At 63.1% G+C, this 20424-nt stretch carries 11 protein-coding genes and 1 pseudogene; 9 read left to right on the forward strand and 3 right to left on the reverse strand.

Annotated features, from left to right (window positions below):
- Positions 1–197: 197 nt before the first annotated feature.
- The 3 genes from FW800_RS15990 to FW800_RS16000 all read left to right on the forward strand — a co-directional run bounded on the left by FW800_RS15990 (position 198) and on the right by FW800_RS16000 (position 14775).
- Entirely contained in the window at positions 198–11597 is an 11400-nt protein-coding gene (locus tag FW800_RS15990) for an autotransporter-associated beta strand repeat-containing protein (RefSeq protein ID WP_446437953.1), read from the forward strand.
- A gap of 260 nt (positions 11598–11857) precedes the next feature.
- Positions 11858–13411, forward strand: a complete 1554-nt coding sequence (locus tag FW800_RS15995) for a DUF726 domain-containing protein (protein ID WP_446437954.1) — start codon at positions 11858–11860, stop codon at positions 13409–13411.
- A gap of 41 nt (positions 13412–13452) precedes the next feature.
- Complete coding sequence (locus tag FW800_RS16000; protein WP_446437955.1) at positions 13453–14775, forward strand: Nramp family divalent metal transporter; 1323 nt, start codon at positions 13453–13455, stop codon at positions 14773–14775.
- Between the two features lie 47 nt (positions 14776–14822).
- Here the strand turns inward: FW800_RS16000 and FW800_RS16005 are convergent.
- Positions 14823–14921, reverse strand: a pseudogene (locus FW800_RS16005) (PIN domain nuclease); the annotation flags it as partial.
- 32 nt (positions 14922–14953) lie between these two features.
- Positions 14954–15886 (reverse strand): LysR family transcriptional regulator, encoded by a 933-nt coding sequence (locus FW800_RS16010; RefSeq protein ID WP_103735378.1) that lies wholly within the window; start codon positions 15884–15886, stop codon positions 14954–14956.
- A gap of 117 nt (positions 15887–16003) precedes the next feature.
- Here FW800_RS16010 and FW800_RS16015 point away from each other — a divergent pair, with 117 nt between their 5' ends.
- The 6 genes from FW800_RS16015 (at position 16004) to FW800_RS16040 (ending at position 19336) form a co-directional block, all read left to right on the forward strand.
- Positions 16004–16492: a DMT family transporter gene (locus FW800_RS16015; RefSeq protein WP_446437956.1), complete on the forward strand. Its 489-nt coding sequence runs from the start codon at positions 16004–16006 to the stop codon at positions 16490–16492.
- A gap of 4 nt (positions 16493–16496) precedes the next feature.
- The gene (locus FW800_RS16020) at positions 16497–16952 is read left to right on the forward strand and encodes a DMT family transporter (RefSeq protein WP_032876352.1); all 456 of its coding nucleotides are present in this window, start codon (positions 16497–16499) and stop codon (positions 16950–16952) included.
- Between the two features lie 89 nt (positions 16953–17041).
- Entirely contained in the window at positions 17042–17212 is a 171-nt protein-coding gene (locus FW800_RS16025; RefSeq protein WP_032803483.1) for a metallothionein, read from the forward strand.
- Between the two features lie 116 nt (positions 17213–17328).
- Positions 17329–18105, forward strand: a complete 777-nt coding sequence (locus tag FW800_RS16030; protein WP_446437957.1) for an AraC family transcriptional regulator — start codon at positions 17329–17331, stop codon at positions 18103–18105.
- Between the two features lie 69 nt (positions 18106–18174).
- On the forward strand, positions 18175–18348 hold the full coding sequence (locus FW800_RS16035; RefSeq protein ID WP_005787598.1) for a DUF1427 family protein: 174 nt from the start codon (positions 18175–18177) through the stop codon (positions 18346–18348).
- Positions 18349–18376: 28 nt separating this feature from the next.
- On the forward strand, positions 18377–19336 hold the full coding sequence (locus FW800_RS16040) for a quinone oxidoreductase family protein (protein ID WP_032876348.1): 960 nt from the start codon (positions 18377–18379) through the stop codon (positions 19334–19336).
- A 47-nt stretch (positions 19337–19383) separates the two neighbouring features.
- Here FW800_RS16040 and FW800_RS16045 read toward each other — a convergent pair whose 3' ends face one another.
- A complete protein-coding gene (locus FW800_RS16045; protein ID WP_005787602.1) occupies positions 19384–20415 on the reverse strand; it encodes a purine-nucleoside phosphorylase in 1032 nt (343 codons plus the stop codon).
- Between the last annotated feature and the right edge of the window lie 9 nt (positions 20416–20424).

The raw sequence follows: 20424 nt of genomic DNA on the forward strand, positions 1-20424 counted from the left end.
ACCCCATTCGATCACGGGTTTTACGAAAGTATTAATACCATTTAATTCAATGACTTTTCCGTGGCTCTACTAACGTTTCGACAAACTGGATTGTTAGTCAACACGGTCAGGTATTTCGAATTCGATGCGTGTGGAAGGTTAAACCCGGGCTTTTTACGCATTCATGGACGAAACGCTTGCACCACAAGGAGTAGAACGTGGATAGAAGACTTGCGACTGCTGCTGTACCTCGTATTTCTGCGCTTTCTCTTGCTATCCGCCTGGGCGTGGCCGGTTTGGTCATGGGCTTGGCGAGCCCGGATGTGTTCGCCGCCTGTACCCCGGCAAGTCCTGCAGCCGGCGCGACGGTGACCTGTACGGGCGTGCCGTCATTGCCATTGTTCCTCAACACCTTCAGCAGCGCGGTCAACGACCTGACAGTCAACGTCAGCCCCGGAGCGCAACTCAATGCGACGCTGGGCGGCAAAGCGTTGACCCTGACGGGTAACAACGCGACGTTGAATAACTCCGGCACCATTGACCCGGCACTCCTGGGATTGGTTTCAGTGCTGAGCGGTGGCGTAGTGATCGGCAACACGGCAGCCAGCGCGTTGAACATCACCAACACCGCCACCGGCATCATGCGCGGTACCGGTGCGCTGCTCGGGCTCAACCTGGCCTCGCTCGATGGCATGGCCCTGAACGCCACCAACGGTGCAGGCGGCATCACCACCATCGTCAACAACGGCACCATCGGCTCTTCGTCCTTGCTCGGCCTGACCCTGTTCACTTCCGACACCCCAGTGGTGGCGGTGCAAGGCGGCGGGCAAGTCAACATGACCAACAACGGCACCCTGACCGGGCGCGTGGCGTTCGAAAGCTCCACCGCTGGTAACACTTTCCTCAACACCGGGACTATATCCGGCGGCGTGTCGATGGGGGCCGGTAGCACCAACACCTTCACCGCTGTCACCGGTTCAAGCGTAACGAACGGCGGCGGCATCGGCGCGAGCCTGGGCGGACTGCTCGGTGTGAACCTGACATTCGCGCCCACCGGCCAAGTGGATGGTGGCGCGCTGGGCAGCAACACCTTGATCTTGCAGAACACCACGGGTGTCGGCGGCGGTATCACGGGGACTGGCACAGCGTCGAGCGCCAACTATGTCAACTTCAACAACCTGACCATCAACAGCGGCACCTGGACCCTGCAAGGGCCTTTGGTCAGCGGCAGCACGACCCTCAATGGCGGCATTTCGCAGTTCAATAACAACACCACCTTCGGCACTGGTGTGTTGACCGCCAACGGCGGGACCATCGAGGCCACCGGCAATGGCTTGACCCTGTCCAATTTGCTGACCCTGGGCACTGGCGGCTTGACGGTGCAGGGTGCCTCGACCGGGCTGACCCTCAGCGGCGTGCTCTCGGGCGCGGGCGGCTTGACCAAGGCCGGTACCGGGCAACTGATCCTCAGCGGCGCCAATACTTACACAGGTGCGACGAACCTGGCCGGCGGTTCGGTGCAACTGGGCAATAACCTGGCCTTGAGCAGCAGCGCAGTGACGGTCAGTGCAGCCACCACCTTGCAGGCCCCCGGTACTGTCAGCCTGGGTAATGCGCTGACCCTGAACGGCAACCTGACCACCGACGTCGCCGGCGCGCTGACCTTGGGCGGTGCGATTTCCGGCACCAGTGGGATCACCCACAGCGGTGCGGGCAGCTTGACCCTCAATGGCGTCAACAGCGGCTACAGCGGCATCACCAGCCTGGGCGCCGGCACACTGGTGCTGGGCAATAACACCGCATTGGGCAGCGGTGGCTTGAGTGTGACGGGTGCCGCAAACCTTGATGCTGGCGGTGCGTCGTTACTCACCAACAACGTGGCGCTGGGCGCCAACCTGACGCTGACCGGCACCAACCCGCTGACGTTGGGCGGGGTGATGTCCGGCGCCGGCAGCTTGATCAAAACCGGTGCGGGCCTGTTGACCTTGACCGGCAACAATACGCGCACCGGGATTACTGCGCTGAATGCCGGTGGGCTGGTGGTAGGTTCCGCTACCGCGTTGGGTTCCGGAGCATTAAATGCGGCGGCGGGCACGACCCTGGACGCCAGCACGGCCGTCACCTTGACCAATGCGGTCAACCTGGCGGGCAACCTGGGCATCGGCGGCACCGCCGATCTGACCCTGAGCGGTGGCATCAATGGTGCCGGTAGCCTGACCAAAGCCGGCGCGGCCAACCTGATTCTCAGTGGCGCCAATGGCTTCCTGGGCGGCACCACCTTGAATGCAGGCACACTGACCGTCGGCAGCAACTCGGCGCTAGGCCTTGGCGACCTGACTGTCGGCGGCGCGGCGACTCTGGACAGCAGCGCGGCGGTTGCGCTGAGCAATGGCATTGTCCTCAATGCCGGGCTGACCGTTGGCGGCACCAATGCGCTGACCCTGGGCAATACGATCAGCGGCGCGGGCCCGCTGATCAAGGACGGCCTGGCCAATCTGACCCTCAACGGCACCAACACTTTCAGCGGTGGCGCCACCCTCAATGCCGGTACCTTGACCCTGGGCACAGCGGGCGCGCTGGGCAGCGGCGTCTTGACGGTCGGCGGTGCAGCCACCCTGGACAATAGCGCGGCCTTCGGGATCGGCAACGACATTGCACTGAATGCCGACTTGAGCCTCGCGGGCAATAACGACCTGGCGCTGAACGGCGTGATCAGCGGCGCGGGTGCGCTGATCAAAAATGGCCTGGCCGATCTGGCGCTGTCGGGCAGCAACACCTTCACTGGCGTCGTGGATATCCTGTCTGGCAGCGTCACGCTGTTGAGCGCCGATGCCCTGGCGGGCAGTTCCGGCGCCAACGTGGCAGCCGGTGCGGCGCTGAACCTGAATGTCGATTCCAGCCTGGCCGGCCTCAGCGGCACGGGCGACGTGGCGGTGGGCGGTGGTTTCAATCTCACCGTAGGCGGCCTGAGCACCAGCAGTACCTTTGACGGTAGCCTCAGTGGCGCGGGTGGCTTGATCAAGGTTGGCACCGGCACGCTGGACCTCACCGGGATCAACGGCATCAGTGGTAACACGGCGATCAACGCAGGCACCTTGAACCTCACCGGTTCCCTGGGCAGTGCGGTGGTTGACGTGAATAGCGGCGGCACGCTGACCGGCAGCGGTTCGCTGTTGGGTGCGGTGAATATCAACAACGGCGGGCACTTGGCCCTGGGTAGCGGCGCGACCTTATCCGCCGGCAGCTTGAACATGAGCGCCGGCGGCAATCTGGATGTGGCCCTCGGTGCACCTTCGCTGACTTCGTTGCTGAATGTCGGTGGCAATGTGAACCTGGCCGGTAACCTGAACGTCAGCGATGCCGGTGGTTTCGGTGCCGGTGTGTATCGGTTGATCAACTACACCGGCAGCCTGGCCGGCGCATTGAACGTCAACAGCGTGCCGTTGGGCTATGGCCTGGGTGACCTGTTGGTACAAACCTCGGTGGGCAACCAGGTCAATCTGGTGGTGTCGGCACCGAACATCCGTTTCTGGGACGGCAGCAACACCGTGCCCAACGGCAGCGTTGACGGTGGCAGCGGCACCTGGACGGCGGGCGGCACCAACTGGACCTCGGCCGACGGCATTCTCAACCAGACCTGGGGCGGCGGTTTTGCGGTGTTCCAGGGCGCGGCGGGTACCGTCAGCGTGGAGGGTGCGCAGACCCTTACTGGCATGCAATTCGTCACCGATGGCTACAATCTGGTCAATGGCACCGGGGGGCAATTGAGCACCGGCAGTGGCAACTTCGCGGTGCGTGTCGACCCGCTGGCAACCGCGACCATTGGCGTCGATATCACCGGGGCAGGTGCCCTGAATAAACTCGATACCGGCACACTGGTACTCGGTGGCGCCAACAGCTACACCGGTGGCACCTTGCTCAATGGCGGTACGTTGGTGGTCGGCAGTAACACCGCGCTGGGCACTGGCGCCCTGACCGCTGCGGCGGGCACCACGCTGGACAGCAATACCGCGGCAGCGCTTGGCAATGACGTCACCCTCAACGGCGACCTGAACCTGGCGGGCAGCAACGCGTTGGCGCTCAACGGCGTGATTGGCGGCACGGGCGGCTTGATCAAAAATGGCGCGGCCACTGTGACCCTGGGTGGCAGCAATACCTTCCTTGGCCCGGTGGCCTTGAATGCGGGTGGTCTGGTGCTGGCGGCCAATAGCGCGTTGGGCGCTGGCGTGCTCAATGCGGCAGGCGGTACAACCCTGGATGCAAGCACTGCGCTGAGCGTCAACAATGCAATCAACCTGGCGGGCAATCTGGGCATCGGCGGCACCGCCGGCACCGCCGACCTGGCCCTGACGGGGGCGATCAATGGCGCCGGCAGCCTGACTAAAGACGGCGCTGCCAACCTCACCCTGACAGGTGCCAATGCCTTTCTCGGCGGCACCACACTGAACGCCGGTACGCTGACCCTGGGCAATGCGGCGGCGCTGGGGCTGGGCAATCTGATCGTTGGTGGCGCCGCAACCCTGGATAACAATGCAGCCTTGACCATCGGTAACAACGCCGTCCTGAACGCGGCGCTGACCGTAGCCGGCAGCAATGACCTGACCTTGGCTGGCCTGCTCAGTGGCACTGGCGAGCTGGTCAAGAACGGCGCCGCCGACCTGACGCTCAACGGCGTCAACACTTATCAAGGCGGTACCACCCTCAATGCGGGCACCTTGACCCTCGGTACGGCAGCGGCGCTGGGTACCGGCGCTTTGACGGTCGGCGGTGCGGCCACCTTGGCCAACAGCACACCGCTGGTGCTGGCCAACGCGGTCAACCTCAATGCAGGCCTGACAGTGGGTGGTCTCAATAACAACTTGACTCTCGCAGGTGTGCTGACAGGCAGTGGTGACCTGATCAAAACCGGCACGGCTGATTTGAGCCTGACTGGCAACAACACCTTCAACGGCTTGTTCGATGTGCAATCGGGCAGCCTTACCACCGTGGGCAATGGGGCATTGGGTGTCGGTGCCGGCGTCAATCTGGCGGGCGGTACCTCCCTGAACCTGGGCGGTACCGCCAGCCTGGGCGCGCTCACCGGCACAGGGCTGGCGACAGTCGGGGCGGGCAGCACGTTGAGCGTTGGCGGTAATAACCTCGACAGCACGTTCGACGGCGTATTGGCCGGGCTCGGCAACTTTGCCAAGGACGGCACGGGCGCCCTGACCCTCGGTGGCCTCAGCGCGCTCACCGGCGATACGCTGGTCAATGGTGGCAGCCTGCTCGTCAACGGCTCATTGGCCAGCGCCAATGTGAGCGTGGGCAGCGGCGCAACCCTGGGCGGTACCGGTACCTTGCTGGGCAATGTGGTCATCGCCGATGGCGGCCACCTGGCGGTCAACTCGGGCGCTACCCTGACCACCGGCTCGTTGTTGCTCAATGCCAACTCCAACCTGGATGCCGGCCTTGGCGCGCCATCCACCGGCGGTACGGCACTGGTACAAGTCAACGGCAATCTGACCCTGGACGGTACGCTCAACGTGAGTGACATCGGCGGCTTCGGCACCGGTATCTATCGCCTGATCGACTACACCGGCGGCCTGACCAACAACGGCCTGCAACTAGGCAGCCTGCCGGTGAATATCCCGGCCGCTGATCTGGACCTGCAAATTGCCATCGGCAACCAGGTCAACCTGTTGGTCAACGGCAGTACCAACGTGCAGTTCTGGGACGGCAGTCAAGTCACCGGCAACGGTGCCATCGAAGGCGGCAGCGGCACCTGGAGCGCAGGCACGGGCAACTGGACCGGCGTCAACGGCGCATTCAATACAACCTGGGCGCCGAACAGCTTTGCGGTATTCCAGGGCACAGCGGGCACCGTCACCGTTGACGGCGCGCAAGCTATCACTGGGTTGCAGTTCGTCACGGATGGCTACAACCTGGCGGGTGGCACGGCGGGGGCCTTGACCCTGTTCAATGGCACCGGCGGCAACACCGCCGTGCGGGTCGACCCTGGCGTCACCGCGACCCTGGGCGTCACGCTCAATGGCGGCGGTACCCTGGCCAAGCTGGACACCGGCACCCTGGTACTCAACGGGGCCAACAGCTACACCGGCGGCACCGAGCTCAATGGCGGCACGCTGGTGGTCGGCAATGACAGTGCCCTGGGCAGTGGCGTGTTGACCACCGCCAATGGCACCACTTTGGACAGCAACGCTGCGGTCAACCTGGCCAACAATGTGAACGTCAACGGTACGTTGACTGTTGGCGGCAGCAACGCCTTGACCCTGGCCGGCACCGTGGCAGGCACCGGCAACCTGATCAAAAATGGCATCGCCAACCTGACCCTCAGTGGTAACAACACCTACGCCGGGCCAACCGCACTCAACGCCGGCGCCTTGATCCTGGGCTCCAATAGCGCACTGGGCAGTGGCGCGTTGAACGCGGCAGCCGGTACCAGCCTCGACAGCAGCACCGTGGTGGCTTTGGCCAATACCCTGAACCTGGCCGGTAACCTGGACATTCTGGGAACTGCCGACCTGAGCTTGAACGGTGTGGTCAGTGGTGCCGGCGGCCTGACCAAAACCGGTGCGGGCAACCTGACCCTTAATGGCGCCAATGCCTACCTCGGTGGCACCCAACTGAACGCGGGGTCGTTGACCCTGGGCAACGCATCGGCCCTGGGCAGCGGTGCCCTGGCAGTCAATGGCGTCGCGACCCTGGATACCAGCGCTGCACTCGCCCTGGCCAATAACACCAGCCTGAATGCTGCGCTGACAGTCGGCGGCAGCAATGATCTGAGCCTTGATGGCGTAGTTGATGGCAGCGGTTCCCTGACCAAGGCCGGCGGCGCCAACCTGACGCTCAACGGCGCCAACAGCTACAGCGGTGGCACAACCCTCAATGCCGGTACGTTGACCTTGGGCAACGCCACGGCTCTGGGGGCGGGCGCCTTGACCGTCGGCGGGGCGGCGACCCTGGCCAACAGCACGCCGCTGGTGCTGGCCAACGCGGTCAATCTTAATGGCGACCTGACCGTCGCAGGCAGCAATAACCTGACCCTGGCCGGGGTACTGGCCGGCAATGCGGCGCTGATCAAAAATGGCGCAGCGGACCTGTTGCTGACAGGTAGCAATACCTTCAGCGGCCCGCTGACTGTGGCCGGCGGCAGCGTGACTACGTTGGGTAACGGCGCACTGGGCAGCACTTCCGGCGTTACCGTCGGCAGCGGCGCCAGCCTCAACCTGGGCGGCAATGCCAGTCTCAACACGCTGGCCGGCAACGGCACGGTGCAGGTGGCGGGCGGTAGCACGCTGGCGGTGGGCGGCAGCAACCTGGACAACACCTTTGGCGGTTCGCTGGGCGGTACCGGCGGCCTGGATAAAAACGGCAGCGGTGTGCTCAACCTGAGCGGCACCAATGGCATCAGCGGCGCAGCCAACGTCAATGGCGGCACCTTGAATGTCACAGGCTCGCTGGCTAGTGCCACGGTGGCGGTCAACAACGGCGCGACCCTGACCGGCAGCGGTGCTCTTGGTGGTGCCGTGACTGTCGCCGACGGCGGCCATATCGGCCTGAACACCGGCAGCACGCTGTCGGTGGGCTCGCTGGTGCTGGGCGGCAACTCCAATCTGGATGTCGGTCTAGGCACCCCAGTTGTGGGCGGCGGCACCGGGCTGCTGAATGTCGGCGGCGACCTGACCCTGGACGGCAACCTCAACGTCACCGATATCGGCGGCTTTGGCAGCGGCGTCTATAACCTCATCAACTACGGCGGGGCGCTTACCGACAACGGCCTGACCCTCGGCATACTGCCGGGCAGCGTGGCGCCGGGCGATCTGCAAGTGCAGACCGCCATCAGCAACAAGGTCAACCTGCTGGTGACTGCACCTAACACTACTGTGCAGTTCTGGGATGGCAATAACCTGATCGGCAACGCTGCCATCGACGGTGGTAACGGTACCTGGAGCGCCGGTAATACCAACTGGACCAATGTCGACGGCACGCTCAATCAAGGTTGGACCAATAGTTTCGCAGTGTTCCAGGGTGCAGCCGGCAATGTGATGGTGGACGGCACGCAAAACATCACCGGCATGCAGTTTGTCACCGATGGCTACAACCTGGCCTCCGGCACGGCGGGTGTGCTTAACCTGGTCAATGGCGGCACCGGCAACACCGCGGTGCGCGTCGATCCGAACGTGACCGCCACCCTGGGCGTCACGCTCAATGGTGCCGGTACCCTGGCCAAGCTCGACAGCGGCACCCTGGTGCTCAACGGCGCCAATGGCTACACCGGCGGCACTGCGCTCAACGGCGGCACTCTGGTGGTCGGCAACAACAGTGCCCTGGGCACCGGCGTACTGACTGCCGCGGCGGGCACCACCCTGGACAGCAACGCGGCAGTGAGCCTGGCCAATGCAGCGGTACTCAACGGCGCCCTGGCGATTGGCGGCAGCAACGCGCTGACCCTCAATGGTGACATCAGCGGCAGCGGCAGTCTGGTGAAAAACGGCGCTGCAACCTTGACCCTCAACGGCACCAACAGCTACAGCGGCGGCACCGGCCTCAACGCCGGTCAACTGGTGCTGGGCAACAACGCCGCCCTGGGCAGCGGTGCCCTGACTGTCGGCGGCGCTGCGCAACTGGATGGTGGTACTGACCTGCAACTGGCCAATGCCGTCAATCTGGGCGGCCCGCTGACCCTGGCCGGCAGCCATGACCTGGCCCTCAACGGCGTCGTCAGCGGCACCGGCAGCCTGGTGAAAAACGGCAGTGGCGCCTTGCTGCTGGCGGGTGCCAATACCTACGGCGGCGGCACCACGCTCAACGGTGGCACCACCACCGGCAACACCAACAGCCTGCAAGGCGCCATCGCCAACAATGCGGCATTGACCTTTGAGCAAGCCACCGACGGCACCTACACCGGCAACCTCACCGGCACCGGCGTACTGAACAAAACCGGCACCGGCGCGTTGCTGCTGACCGGTAACAACACCTTTACCGGCACTACCAACGTCAACACCGGCAGCCTGTTGGTCAACGGCACCTTGAACAGCGCTGCGGTGCAAGTTGCCGGCGGCGCGACCCTGGGTGGCAGCGGCACCTTGGGCGGTACGGTGAGCATGGCGGACGGTTCGGTGCTCAAGGCGGGCTCGGCGTCTCCACTGTCGGTGGGCTCGCTGGCCTTGTCGTCGGGCACCACGCTGGACTTCGCCCTCGGCGCGCCGGGTGCTTCGAGCACTGCGGTGAATGTCGCCGGCAACCTGACCTTGGACGGAACGCTCAACGTCAGCGATGCCGGCGGCTTCGGTCTGGGCGTGTATCAACTGTTCCGCTATGGCGGCAGCTTGGTCGATAACGGCCTTACCTTTGGCACCTTGCCCGTCGCCTTGGGCAACGTGAGCCTGCAAACCGCGCTGGCCAACCAGCTCAACCTGGTGGTGCAAAACGCGCCAGGGCAGATCCAGTTCTGGAACGGCGGCACCACCAACCCCGACGGCACCATCACCGGTGGCAGTGGCACCTGGGGCCCGGGCACCAACTGGACCGACCCCACCGGTACCCAAGGGCAGGCGTCCACCAACCAGTTCGCGGTATTTGGCGGGCAGGGCGGCACCGTGACGGTTGTCGGTAACCAAGGCTTTACCGGCCTGCAATTCCTTGACGCCGGTTACACCCTGACGGCCGGCGCTGGGGGCAGCTTGAGCCCGACCAATGCGGCGGATGGCAGCCTGGCTGCGGTGCGGGTCAACTCCGGCGTGACCGCCCAGATCGATGCACCGCTGGTAGGAACCGGTGGGATCAACAAGTTGGATTCCGGCACGTTGCTGCTGACCGGCGCCAATACCTACACCGGCGGCACTACGGTCAGTGGCGGTACGCTGGTGGGCAATACCACCAGCCTGCAAGGCAGTATCCTCGACAACGCCAGTCTGGTATTTGCCCAAAGCAGTAATGGCCAATTCAACGGCACCTTGAGCGGCACCGGTGCGGTGGTCAAGCAAGGCACCGGTGCGCTGTTGCTGACCGGCAACCAGCCGTTCAGCGGGACCGTAGCGGTGCAAGAGGGCGTACTGCAGGTGGGTAATGCGGCCAACCCAGGCGCGGTGCTCGGTGGCCAGGTCACCGTGGCCAACGGTGCGGGCCTGACCGGCAACGGCAGTGTCGGTTCGCTGGTCAACAACGGCTCAGTGACGCCTGACGGCGGCAAGTTGACCGTGGCCGGCAACTTCACCAACGCCAGCACGGGCGCGCTGAACCTGGTGATTACCCCATCCACCACCGGCTCCCTGGCCGTGGGCGGCACTGCCAACCTGGGCGGCACCTTGAATGTGATCAACCTGGCACCGTATGCCGGCGCGACCACCTACACCCTGCTGACTGCGGGCGCGGTCAACGGCACCTTTGCCACCACCAACCTGGAGAACCTGGCGTTCCTGACTACCGCGTTGAACTACAGCCCAACCCAGGTGGCACTGGCGGTCAGCCGCAACAACGTCAGCTATGCCAGTGTGGCGGCTACCGCTAACCAGCGCGGCGTGGCGGCAGCCTTGGGCAGCGGCGCAGCCGTCGGTGGCGTGGCGGTGCAGAACGCGTTGCTCAATTCTGACGTGGCAGGAGCGCGTGCAGCCTTCGACAGCTTGTCTGGCGAGATTCATGCCAGCACCGCCAGCGCGATGCTCGAAGATTCGCGTTACGTACGTGACGCGGTCAACGAGCGTATGCGCCAACCCGGTTGCTACCGCGAGGACGACCCACGCAATGCCCTGGCGCCGAGCGAAAACCGTCTGACCAGTGCCGGTTGCCACGGCGAGATGGTCGGTTGGATGCGCGTACTTGGCACCTGGGGCCATATGGGCGGTGACAGCAACACCGCCAGGCTGGACCGCAATCTCAGCGGCTTCCTGCTCGGCACCGACAAGCAAGTGGACGACGCCTGGCGCGTCGGTGTGGCCGCCGGCTACACCCGCAGTGATCTGGATGCCAAGCGCCGTAATTCCAGCGCCGATGTGGACAGCTACCACTTGATGGCCTACACCGCCTACCAGCAGGAAGCCTTCGCCGCACGCATGGGCGTGGCGTACAGCTGGCATGACATCGAAAGCAAACGCAACGTGGCGGTCGGCGGTGAGGGCCAACGCCTGAAAGCCGACTACAAGGCACGCAGTGCCCAGGTGTTCGGTGAAGTCGGCTACACCATTCAAACCGCCAGCGTGGCCCTGGAACCGTTCGCCGGCCTGGCCTACGTCAACTACGACAGCGATACGATCAAGGAAAAAGGCGGCTCGGCAGCCCTGCGTGGCGATGCCGACCAAAGTATTACCTACTCGACCTTGGGCGTACGCATCGGTCAGACCCTTACCTTGGGCAACGGCTCGAAAATCACCCCGCGGGGCAGCATCGGCTGGCGCCATGCCTTCGGCGATACCAAGCCTGACGCCGACCTGAGCTTCATCAATGGCGGTGGCTCGTTCAGCACCCAGGGCGTGCCGATTGCCAAGGACAGCGCGGTGGTGGAAGCGGGCCTGGACTACCAGATCAGCCAGAACGGCAAGCTGGGCCTGGGTTACTCGGGTCAACTCTCGCGCAACGACAAGGACCATGCAGTGACGGTGAGTTTCTCCCTCGGTTTTTGATCAAGGCCGAGTTTTTTCAACCGCCCGAAAGGGCGGTTTTTTTTTGAAGTAATACTGGTTCCTGAATGCACAGAGTTTATTGCTCACCCGCCAGGCTGAAGAATGTACACACAATTTCTTCCGGAGCGCGGCTGGTGTGGCGTGCTCGACTCGGGTTATTCCCGTTGTCCTGAACGTGGCTAACGCCCGTCAGGATTCACCTTCCTTGCGGGCACTGTTTGTTACTATCGCCATCCCTTGCCACCAGGAGTCACCGGCCCATGCAACACCAGTGGGATGAAATGCACCGCACCCGCAAGCCCACATTCGTTCTATGTGGCGAGCCCCAGGGGGATGTGCTCAATCTCTATGTTCACGGTTATTCGGCCTTCTTCAACCGCCAGCAACTGGGCAATTTCAAGGCACAACTGGCGGGTATCGAAGGCTCGACCAACCTGATGCTGTTCTGGCCGGCGGGGCACTTTCTGGAAAACCTGTTCGCGCCGTTCAAGGATGTGATCGCTTCGATGCTTGGCGGTGGTGGCCTGGGCGCAGCGACGGTGGGCGTCGGTAGGGCGATTGCCTATTTTCTTGACCATTACAAAAGTGTCGAGGCGCGGGTCGATGAAGTGGCCAGGACCTTGTTGCCTGAACTGGCCGGCTACCTGCACGACGAGGCGCTGCCGGTGCGGCGCATCAACCTGATCGGTCATTCCCTGGGCGCACGTATTCTGGTCAAGAGTCTGTTGGCCAGCCCCGATATCGCCCGCGAGCTGCCGTTGAATAACCTGTTGCTGATGGGCGGGGCGATCTGTACGTCAAGCCCTTGGGATGACGTGTCGGCGCCGCTCAAGGGTCGGCTGATCAACTGCCATTCCAGCAAGGACTGGGCGCTGGCCTTGAAGCCGGATAGCGAGCGCTGCATCGGCCGTTATGCGATTGACGTTACGCCTGCACTCAAGACCAAGGTCACCAATGTGCATCTGGCCAGCTTCGATCATGCCGCTTATTGGCCGCAATTGAAGACGGTGGTGCAGTACACCGACTTGCTGCAGGAGCGCCGTGGTCTGATCCGCGCTGACCTGCGCAGCAGCGAAGTGCGCTTTGCCGAAGAAGATGCCGAACTGTTCCCGGCGCTGGTGCAGGCGCGTCCTGAAGAGCTGAAGTTCCTCGCCGAGCTGATGGCGCAAAAGCGCAGTGCCTCGATCGACGCCAGTGTGCGTGAACCGCTGAAACTGGCCATCGAGTTGCAGCGCATGGGCGGTGACAGCTTCATGAACCTGGCCCGTGGTCACGGGGTGAGCTATCGCCAGATTGCCGAGGAGGTGGCGCAACGCCTGGGCATCAAGTTCGACGAGCCACTTCAAAGCGTGGCGCTGGCGGATATCGAAGCGCAGGTCGCTGAAAAACTGATCGAGCAGTACAAGGACAAACTCAGCCGCACCGACCGTCAGGCGTTCGACGCCGAACTCAAGGCCGCCGCGCAAAAAGAGCAGGGGCTGTTCACCCGCTTCGACGTGGGCCGTTCAGCCGCCACGGCCTTGAGCGGTACCGCGCTGGCCGGGCTGACCGGGTTTATCCTGCGTCGGGGTGCAGCCACGGCGATTCCGGTGGTGGGCCAGGCGCTGGCTGCGGCGATGTTGCTGGTCAGCGGCGTGCGAGCGTTTTCCGGCCCGGCGTATTCGATCACCACCTTGGCGGTATTGGTGGTTGGTGTGATTCGTCAGCGCATGGAGCGCGAGGCGCTGAACCAGGAGCTGGACCTGGTTGTGCAAGTGGTAGAGGCCTTTGATTTGCCGCGAGATACGGTGATGCGCACAGTCGCGTCCGACTGATAAGCTGCTGCCCAAGTCTAGTGTATTGTCTGGAATTGCGCGTGAAATTCAACCTGCCGAAAATCGCTACCGCCCCGTTCTGCCCGCCGGAAGTGGCCGGCTCTGTTGCCGTTGACCCCAAGGCTTCGTTTTTCAAACGCATGTTGATGTTCGCCGGCCCCGGCTTGTTGATCTCCATTGGCTACATGGACCCGGGCAATTGGGCGACGGCCATTGAAGCCGGTTCACGCTACGGCTACAGCCTGCTATTTGTGGTGCTGCTGGCCAGCCTTGCGGGGATGGCGGTGCAGTGCCTGTGCTCACGGCTGGGCATCGCTACTGGCAAGGACCTGGCGCAGCTGTGCCGCGAGCGTTACAGCAAGCGCTCCTCACGTACCCAGTGGCTGCTGGCGGAAATCTCCATCATCGCCACCGATCTTGCCGAAGTGCTCGGTTGCGCCCTGGCGTTTCACCTGCTGCTTGGCGTGTCGCTGACCACCGGCATTGTCATCACCGCCTTCGACACGCTGTTGATCCTGGCCCTGCAAAACCGCGGTTTCCGCCGCCTTGAAGCGATCATGCTGGCGCTGGTGGCGACCATCGGCGTGTGTTTCTTTATCGAACTGGTGCTGATCAAACCCTACTGGCCCGACGTGCTCAGCGGTTTCACGCCTTCACTGTCGGCGATCAGCGACGCGGCGCCGTTGTACCTGGCGATCGGCATCCTTGGCGCCACGGTCATGCCCCATAACCTCTACCTGCACACCTCCATCGTGCAGACGCGCCTGATCGGCAAGGACCTGGCGAGCAAGCAGGACGCGGTCAAGCTGGCGCGTATCGACACCATCGGTTCCCTGGCTCTGGCACTGTTGGTCAACGCAGCGATCCTGGTGCTGGCCGCTGCGGCGTTCTACAAGACGGGCCATACCGATGTGGTGGAAATCCAGGACGCCTATCACCTGCTCGACCCACTGGTAGGTGGCGCCTTCGCCGGCATCCTGTTCGGTATCGCGTTGCTGGCGTCTGGGCAGAGTTCGACCTTTACCGGCACCATTGCCGGGCAAGTGATCATGGAGGGCTACCTGAACCTGCGCATACCCTGCTGGCAACGTCGCCTGATCACTCGCGGACTGGCGTTGATCCCGGCGTTCCTTGGGGTATGGCTGATGGGCGACGATGCCATCGGCAAGCTGCTGATTCTCAGCCAGGTGGTACTCAGCCTGCAGTTGCCGTTCGCGCTGTATCCACTGATTCGCATGACCGGTGACAAGCAGTTGATGGGGCCGTTCGTCAATCGATTGCCCACGCGGCTGTTGGCGTGGTTCCTGTTCGCGGTGATCAGTGGGGCGAATGCGTGGTTGATTGGGCAGTGGTTGTTGGATTGACGATATAGGGCCGCTGGAATACAGGCCTACACCAACATTGCCAATGAGTCTGCGGCATTTTCAATCAGCTTGTGAGCTTTGCCGGATAGTCTGGGGTCATCGTTGAGCGCCCACAGCAGAATATGGGTATCCAGCAACAGTCTCACGAGTGGTTGCCCATCAGCAAGGGCGGCTTCACTTACCGATCCCAATACGGCACCGTCCCAAAACACTCCACGAAATAGTCGATCACCGTACGCACTTTCAACGACAATCTCCGGCTGCCCGGCCACAGTGCGGCAATCTGCTGGGGCTCCAGGGTGGTCGCCACTTCATATTCAGTCAGCACAGCCTGCAAACTGCCGGCGCGCAGGCTTTCGCCAATCAGCCAGGACGGAAACACCACCAGGCCCAGGCCCTGTTCGGCGGCGTGGGTCAGGGTGTCGGCGTGGTTGCCGGTGATCGGGCCCTTGACGCTGTAGGAGGTCCAGTCACTTTGGCCGCGCCGGAAGAACCAGCGTTGCTGGCCCGTGATGCCTTTGTAGGCCAGGCAGTGGTGGTCGACCAGTTCGTCGGGGTGGCGCGGCGTGCCGTGTTGCGCCAGGTAGGCGGGGCTTGCGGCGATGCGAAAGCGCTGGGGCGCGAAGATGCGTGCCTGCATACCCGAATCATTGAGCACGCCAATGCGAAACAGCAGGTCGGTGCCGTCTTGCAGTGGGTCGACGAAGGTATCGGTTTGCTGGATATCCAGTTGCAGCTTCGGGTAGCGCCGGCACAGTTGCCCCAACCACGGTGAAAGGTGGCGCTGGCCGAATACCATCGGCGCATTGATACGCACCAGCCCGCTGGGCTCACTGTCTTGTTCCTGCAGGGCTTGGTTCGCCGTTTCCAACTGCTCCAGTACCAGCCGCGCGTGACGCCCCAGCAGGCGCCCGGCTTCGGTGGGGCTTACGGCGCGGGTGTGGCGGTACAGCAATTGCTGGCCGAGGGCCTGTTCCATCAGTTGAATCTGCCGCGAAATGGAGGAGGGCGCCAGGCTTTCTCGGCGGGCCACTTCGGAAAAACTGCCATGGTCGAGCACGGCGACGAACAGGCGCAGCGCCTTGAAACTCAGCTCATTCAAACCCTGCATCATCTCTCCTGGCTGTGCGTATTGCGCAAAGGTGTTGTTTGCATGCTCCCATTTATCGCACAGGACGGCCACCGGATAATGCGCGCCATGTTTTCTTTGTTGATGCGCAGGTGATCCATGCAGGCACGTTCTATCGAAGGTGTGGCGCAGGCCAGACCTAACAAAAATTTTCTGCGGTTGCTGTTGTTGCCGTTGGTGATCCTGGCGGGCATGGGCCTGTCGGTGGAGGCTGGCCTGCTCGGGCCGTTGGGCGCGCAGGTCGGGCATTTGTGGGCGACCTTGAGCATCTTTGGCGTCGGCACCGCGATTCTCCTTCTACTGCTGCTGTTCAGCGGCCCGCAGCAGGGCCCGGCGTTCACCGAACTGCCGCGTTGGCAGTTGATCGGCGGGTTCCTGGGGCCGATGTACGTGGTGGTGTTGACGCTGGCTACGCCCCATATCGGTATCGCGATGACCATGATTGCGATTTTGTCGGGGCAGGTGGGCAAGAGTGTGTTGATCGACCACTTCGGCTGGTTCGGCACGGCGCGCAAGCGCGTCAATGGCGAGCGCTGGATTGCGCTGGCGTTGATTGTGGCGGCATTGGTCCTGATTGCACGAGGGTAAGACGATGAATCTGATTCTGTTATTGGTGGTGGTGATTGCGGCAGGGGCGGTGTTGAGTGTGCAGGCCGCGATCAATGGGCGCCTGGGCCAGACGGTAGGCGTATTGCGCAGCAGCCTGCTGACCTTTGCCGTCGGTGCGCTCACCACGGCGTTGTTGATATTTTTCTTCGAGCCGGCCCAGGCCGTCAGCCTGCTGGATGTGCCGAAATGGCAATTGACCGGCGCCTTGTTCGGTGTGGTGTACATGCTTGTGATGGTCGGCGCGGTGCCGGTGGTTGGCACGGCTGTCGCCACGGTGGCGGTGATTGTCGGGCAGTTGGGCATGGGCATGCTGATCGACAACTTCGGCTGGCTGGGCAACCCGGCGATCGAATTGTCGGGCAGCCGCATCGTGGCGATGCTCTGCCTGGCGCTGGCACTGGTGTTCATGTACCGCAGCAATACCCGGGCGGCCGACTGACGGCGCTGAACCTTGGCGCTCTGCGTGGAGTCACTGCTTAAGGTGTGGCGTTCGCTGCACCGGGACGACCATGAAGAAGGAGTCTGACCATGCCAGATAAAACCTGTGCTTGCCCACACTGCAAATGCGTACTGGGTGCCGATGCGATCATGAAGGACGGTAAAGGTTATTGCTGCCAGGGCTGTGCCGAGCACCATGCCCACGGTGAGCCTTGCGCCGCCGCGACCGGCTGTGAGTGCGCCAAGTCGGCCCGCACCTGACGTGATCTACCTGCAGGCTCGGACAACCCGGGCCTGCCGGGTGAGTAAAAACAGTTCGCTTGTCGGCGGCCAGTCTTTACCATGGTCGCCTTTCCCTTGATTGACATATACCCGCCATGGCCCTGGCCGCGCCCCCCGACCTCAGTGATCAAGCCGTCCCAGTGCAGCCCCTGGCACGCAGGTACCCGCGTGGGTTGTATGTGGAACCCCATCGCCATGAATGGGGCCAGTTGCTCTATGCGATGAGCGGCGTGATGTGGGTCGAGACGCCCCGTGAAGCCCTGATAGTTGCGCCGCAGCGCGCCGTGTGGTTGCCGCCGGGAGTCGAACACGGCATCCGTGTTGTCTCCGACTTGCAGATGCGCAACATCTACCTGCGCCCGGCGTTGGCGGCGACGCTGGACAGTCAGGTGCAGGTGATTGAGGTGGGCCGGTTATTGCGTGAATTGATCGTGACGTTAGTGGAGCAGGTCGATCACGCCGATGCCGGCTACTACGAGGCGCTCGTTGGCCTGGCCCTGTTGGAGCTGCAACGGGCACGCCGCTCGCAAATCCGTATCGTCATGCCGGTGGCGACTGATCGTCGGCTAAGCAGTGTATGCCGGGCGGTCATGGCTGCGCCGTCCCTGGACATCCCTTTCGAGCAGCACGCCGAAACTGTCGGTGCCAGCGTGCGCACCCTGGCGCGGTTGTTCCAGAACCACCTGGGCATGGGCTTCGCGCAGTGGCGGCGCCAAGTGCAGTTGGCGACGGCAGCCGCGGAGCTGGTCCAGGGCCGGTCGGTGAGCGGCATTGCCCGCGGCCTGGGGTATTCGCCCAGCAGTTTCAGCGACATGTTCCGCCGTGAACTGGGTGTATCGCCTTCGCAGTACGCGGGTTGGCCGAAATCCTGAAGCACTTGGCCGATGTCGAAGCCAGTCGCACCTTAAGCTGAGCCCATCAATCAACCGGGCGTAGTCACCATGAACTATCTGATTTCCTTGGCCATCGGCCTGTTTGTCGGCGTGATCTACGGCGCGCTGGGCTTCCGTTCGCCCGCACCGCCGGCCATTGCTCTGGTGGGGCTGATGGGCATGCTGCTCGGCGAACAGTTGTGGCCCATGGGGCGGCAGTTGGTCAGCGGTTGGTTGTCCTGATCCTTTTCTTCTTCGACGGATGCCTTTAATGAAAGCACTACAATTTAGCGCCAGTGGCGACCTCGCCGACCTGCGCCTGGTCGATGTTGCCACGCCCGTACCGTCTGCCGATGAAGTGCTGGTCCAGGTCAAAGCCGCCGGTCTGAACCCCAGCGATGTGAAAAACGTACTCGGCCGGTTTCCCTACACCACGCTGCCGCGCATTCCCGGGCGTGATTTTGCCGGGGTGGTGGTCGAAGGTCCGCCAGCCTTGCTCGGTCAGGAAGTCTGGGGCACCGGTCGCGACCTGGGTTTTTTTGCTGACGGCTCCCATGCCCAATACCTTCGGGTATTGGCCACAGGCGTGGTGCCCAAGCCCGGTCACTTGAGCTTCACCCAGGCCGCGAGCCTTGGCGTGCCGTATACCACGGCCTGGGATGCGCTGGAACGCAGTGGTGTGGGCAAGGGCACGCGGTTGCTGGTGATCGGCGCCAATGGTGCCGTTGGCAGCGCGGCGTTGGCACTGGCGAAGCTTCGTGGTGCGCAGGTGCTGGCAGCGGTGCGTCGCCCTGATCAGGTGGATGTCTTACAGGCGCAAGGCGTGGAGGCGATTGCCCTGGGCCAACCGCAGGAACTGGGCGTACAAGTGCACGCCGTGTTCAAGGGCGGCGCCGAGGTGATCTTCGATACCAGCGGTTTCTGGCTGCCCGCTGCAGTGGCGGGGTTGGCGCCTTTCGGCCGTATCGCAATCATTGCCGCGCCGGTCGACGGCCACGTGCAACTGCCGGCTCTGGCGCTGTATCGCAAGGGGGGGACGGTGGTAGGCGTCAATTCGTTGCTCTATAGCTGTGAGCAATGTGCGGTGATGTTAGGGGCGTTCGGGCGGTTCTTTGATGAGGGGTTGTTGCCGTTGCCCACCGGCCTGCGCGAAGTGGCGTTGGCTGATGGAGTTGAGTGTTATGAGCAAGTGAACAGCGGCAGCCCGGACAAATTCATCCTGCTGCCGTGACATCGTCGCAAATGTGGGAGGGGGTAAGCCCCTCCCACTTCAGATCTTTACTCGACCTCGGGTACGCCTTTTTCCCACGCCGACCACTGATTCACAATCGCCTGTACCAGCGGATTGCCCGTGCGGTACAGGTTTTCCAGTGCCGGTACAAAGCCGCCCTGGTCCGCATACTTGAGCAAGTTGTCGACCTCGCTGTAACCCGGATAAGGCCGGTCAAAATCGGAGCCTGCGCGCACCACGGCCAGGCGCTGGATATCCACCAGGCCCTCACGGCTGGCGCGCAGCAGGGCTTCATAAGTGGAGTTGTCCTCCTGCTGGGTGGTGCAGTATTCGCCTTTATTGTCGGTGAGCAACTTGGTCCAGACTTCGGCGCGTTCGCTCAGGCGGGTGCCGGAAAACCAGGTATTGCCCGCCAGCGTGTCGCAGCGCGTGACTTGCGGCGGCTGGTTGGCCGGAGCGTCGGGATAGTGCTTGCGCCAGGCGGCGGATTCTTTGCTCTCGGTCAGCTCCACCTTGTGCGACAAGGCAAACGCCTTGGCTTGCAGCTTGGGGTTGAGCTCGAATACTTCGGTCTTGTAGTCCAGCGGTGGCTTTTCGTTGGGCCCCTTGGTGTTGATGCCGATATAACCGGTCGGCCAGTCCTTGGGCGCATCCCGTGAATCCAGCTCCCACTGGGTGCCGAACTCCACCAGGTAATGGGCCCAGGCGGCGGTGCCGATGGTGCCGTGCTTGGGGCTGATACCGGCGATACCGGCGATCAGGAAATAGCTCTGGCGCAGGTCGAATTTGGGCGACAAGGCCAGGGCCAGGGTCGACGCAGCGGCGTTGGTCTGGCCCATGCCGGTTACCAGCAGGCACACGTCCTGGGTGTTGCAGCGAATCACCGGGTACTCGGCAGACAGCCCCGGCACGCGTACTTCCTGTTTGAGTTCCAGGCGGTCGATCCAGGTTTGCGCCTCGGGGGCGAACATGGTGATCAACATCACCTTGGGCTTGATCGGTGCGGGGTTATCCGCCAGCACTACGTGGGGCAGTAGAGCGAGGCCGACGGCCAGCGAGATACGAGTCAGTGCGTTCATGTACAGCTC

Source organism: Pseudomonas sp. 910_23 (assembly GCF_052850795.1).